Source organism: Bacillus haikouensis (assembly GCF_013179555.1).
In the GTDB taxonomy this organism is placed as follows: Bacteria; Bacillota; Bacilli; order Bacillales; family Bacillaceae_B; genus Rossellomorea; species Rossellomorea haikouensis_A.
Genome location: NZ_JABMCR010000389.1, coordinates 1 through 3,045, shown reverse-complemented (window position 1 = coordinate 3,045; position 3,045 = coordinate 1). Strand labels below are relative to the sequence as shown.

2 protein-coding genes are annotated in these 3,045 nt (G+C 49.1%); both read right to left on the bottom strand.

Features of this window, described 5'->3' with window-relative positions:
- A partial coding sequence (locus HP456_RS22020; RefSeq protein ID WP_172255099.1) for a DUF294 nucleotidyltransferase-like domain-containing protein occupies positions 1-1,670 on the bottom strand: 1,670 nt, incomplete at its 3' end.
- Positions 1,645-3,045: VC_2705 family sodium/solute symporter (locus tag HP456_RS22015; RefSeq protein WP_172255098.1), on the bottom strand; the 1,401-nt coding region annotated here is incomplete at its 5' end. The genes HP456_RS22020 and HP456_RS22015, both read right to left, overlap by 26 nt.

The window sequence follows — 3,045 nt, the reverse complement described above, 5'->3', positions numbered from 1 at the left end:
TCAAGTGTAGACCCCGAATGATTCCCGTGCGTCAAATTCAGGATTTGAAGAGCATGATGAAAGGGAAACAGGATCTCTTTTTTCATTGAGAATTCCTTTCTCTGCATACCAAGCAGCGACCTGATCGAAGAGTGCAGGACGGGTACAGGTGTTGTCTTTTCAACCCCGGCCATCCTGACCAACAGGATTTGCGATCGTTTCAGCTGCTGGGCAATGGTGCTCACAAATGCTTCGTGCAGTTCCTCATCCCCGAGCAGGAAGCGGAATGAAAAGAAGTTCTGGGCTACTAAAAGAGTTTCCTCTGACGAACGAACCGACCACTGCCTCATTCGTTCTTCCCACTTTTGGATGCTCCCCCTCCATGAACTCTCTGAAGACATCATGTTTCCTTCACAGCGTCTTATTCCCGCTTTCTCGAGTCTTTTCACTACTCTTTCAGAAAACAGTTTGAAATACTCCTCCGAACATTCTTCATCGTTTTCATAGACGAGGAAATGATCCTGGTCGGTCAGCATGAATTGCTCTTTTCTTCCAGCAGAGCCCATTACATAGAAGGAATATCTGCAAGGCTTCACATTCCCTTCCTTCTCAAGTTCTTCTTCCGTATCACGCAGTACCCTTCGATACAACCGGTCCACGAGCCCTGACATAAAATCCAACACATGCAAGACAGGGGCATGGGCTTTCCACAACTGATGAAACACCGATTCAATGGAGGTCTTCATTTTCTCGACCGGGAAGCCCTTATCCTCAAGCTTATGTGTACTGATCAATGAACCGGTATGATTCGCTTTCATCACATCGTAAAGGGTGATAATCCCTGCTAACTTACCGTTTTCTGTCACTGGCAGATGCTTGATCGAATGGTCGAGCATCGCAGCCAGCGCTTCGTACAGATAGGCACCCCCACCGATTATGACGGGTTCCGCTGTCATCCCATTTTCCACAGAACTCGTGAGGGGGATATTGCCTGCAAGGCATCTAGATACGATATCCCGTTCGGTAAGGATGCCTGCAATCCCCTTTGCATCAAGCACGACAACGGAGCTCACCCGCTTTTCCCCCATGATTTGTGCTGCTTCTTGAAGGGAAGCTCCGATATCCACCGATATGACGTTTTCTACCATACTATCTTTCACTCTCTTTAAAATCGACGATCGTTCTTCAAACCCATAGGATGCACTGACCTGTTTTGATAGAGAGTAATAGATGTCCTGAAGCCGCTTGGATGTTTCGTTCAATAAAAAATGTTTAAGATGCGGATCTACCCTGAAATCTTTCAAGCCGCTATATGGTACCAGGCACAGGAGGCTGTCTCGCGCTGCCTTCACTTCCACGGAGGCATAGAGCCACCCTTCCGCTTCTTCTTTCTCCATAAAAGAATAAAGGGAGGACAGACCGATGGTTCCCCCTTTGGAAATGACTTCAAGTACTTCTTCTTTTCCGTCCATGTTTTTCGGTACGATGATTTCAACTTCCCCTGCTACGACAAGAAAGAGGCCGCTGCGATTTTCATCGCTTTTCAAAAGCGTATGATCAGCATCGGCGGTCACTTTTATACAATGCGAAAAAAGGGAAAGAGCCGTACTTTGCTCCATCCCCCTGAAAAAGGGATGAAGCAGTACAGCTTCTTGATAGGTTCGATCAGGATTTGAAGTTGACATCATCATCCACCCAGATTTCACCGTTTTTAAAGGTCATTTGTTCTGGATAACGGAGATCGGTTACTTCATCCTGCAGTTTTTGATCCGGAGCCTTCGTCATTAAGGATACGACGATATTGGCAATGAATCCGGCAGCTGCACCGAATACCCCTGCTCCTGTATCGATGATCCCGAATACATTGACGCCTGCTCTCGCCATGAAGATATAAGTGAGTGTCACTGCCAGACCGACAAGGAGACCTGCGATTACCCCTCGCGCGTTGGAGCGCTTCCACCAGACTCCGAGTATGAGAGCCGGGAAGAAGGTACCTGAAGCGAGCGCGAAGGCCCACGCAACGATCTGGGTGATGACTCCCGGAGGATTCAGCGCCACCAAACCTGCTGCCAGGGTGGCGAGAACGATTGTCCAGCGAGCTACCGCGAGACGGTTTTTCTCCGTCGCATTTGGTCTGAATACGCGGTAATAGATATCATGTGCGAAGGAAGACGAAATCGAGATCATTAATCCGCCTGCAGTCGATAAGGCTGCTGCCATCGCCCCTGCTGCAACAAGACCTATGACAAACACGCCGAGGTTTGCGATTTCAGGCGTCGCCATGACGACGATATCATTCGAGATGACGATTTCCTTCCATTGTAAGATGCCGTCAGCATTTGTATCTGCTACTTGAAGTTTTCCTGTGTCCACCCAGGAAGCTGTCCAGGCCGGCAATTCACTGATTTTGCTGCCTGCCACCTTCGTCATCAGGATAAACCGGGAGAACGCTGCATAAGCTGGTGCAGACAGATAAAGAAGTCCGATGAAAAGGAGTGCCCATGCCCCGGACCAGCGAGCCGCTTTCATCGTTGACACCGTATAGAAGCGGACGATTACGTGAGGAAGACCTGCCGTACCGGCCATTAACGTAAACATAAGGGCCATGAACTGCCACTTCGTCCCGTTCGTAAATGGTGCAAAGTATTCAGAGATTCCCAGCTCCCGGTCGAGCTCCCCGATCTTCCCGATTAGTTCTCCGTAGGAAATCCATGGTGCCGGATTTCCGGTTATTTGCAGGGACATGAAAATGACCGGAATTAAATAAGCAATGATAAGGACAATATACTGTGCAACCTGCGTCCACGTAATCCCCTTCATCCCGCCGAATGCGGAATAAAAAGCGATCAGCACAACACCGATAAGCGTCCCGACTTTAGCGTCGATCTCGAATAGTCTTCCGATTACAACTCCGGATCCGGAAAGCTGACCGATGGAGTAAGTGAAACTGATGATGATTGTACAGATCGCGGCGATAACGCGGGCTGTATGACTGTTATAACGGTCTCCGATAAATTCCGGGACCGTGTAGCGTCCATACTTACGGAGCTGCGGGGCCAGCAGGAA